Source organism: Ruegeria sp. AH12 (genome assembly GCF_056541465.1).
This window is the reverse complement of the sequence record NZ_JBQFYL010000173.1, coordinates 1-658: the sequence shown is the minus strand read 5'-3', so window position 1 is coordinate 658 and position 658 is coordinate 1. Positions and strand designations below refer to the sequence as shown.

The 658-nt window shown below is 54.0% G+C and carries 1 protein-coding gene; it reads right to left on the bottom strand.

The window, feature by feature from the left end; genetic code table 11:
* The coding region (locus tag ACR0EL_RS22405) for a DNA polymerase (RefSeq protein WP_480502346.1) at nt 1-658 on the bottom strand (658 nt) is incomplete at both ends.

Here is a 658-nt window from a genome sequence, read left to right as displayed (position 1 = left end):
CCTCAAGAATGTCCGCCCCGGTCGAGTACTTCCCGGTCTTGCCCTTCTTGCCGCCCTCAAGCCCCATTTTGTCGAACAGGATTTCACCCAGTTGCGCTGGCGAACCGACGTTAAAGTTCTCACCCGCCAATTCGTGGATTTCAGCCTCTAATCCGGCCATCTTCTGCGCAAATGCATTTGACATTCGGCTGAGAACATCGCGATCGACCTTGATGCCATGCATCTCCATTTCTTTGAGAACCGGCACCAATGGACGTTCAAGTGTTTCATACACCGTCGTCACCTGCACCTGATGCAACTGCGGCTTGAACAATTTCCACAGGCGAAGGGTGATGTCCGCATCCTCGGCAGCGTAGGCCGTGGCCTCGTCAATCGGCACCTTGTCGAAAGTGATTGCAGACTTGCCCGAGCCAAGCAGAGGTTTGATGGGAATCGGCGTATGGCTCAGATAGCGTTCAGATAGCGTATCCATGCCATGCCCATGCTCACCGCCATGCATGGCGTAGGACATCAGCATCGTGTCGTCGATGGGGGCGACGTCGACGCCATATCGCTTAAAGATTTTGGCATCGTATTTCATGTTCTGTCCGATCTTCAGGATCGACGGATCCTCAAACATCGGTTTCAGCAAGTTTAGAGCCGCATCCAGCGGCATCTG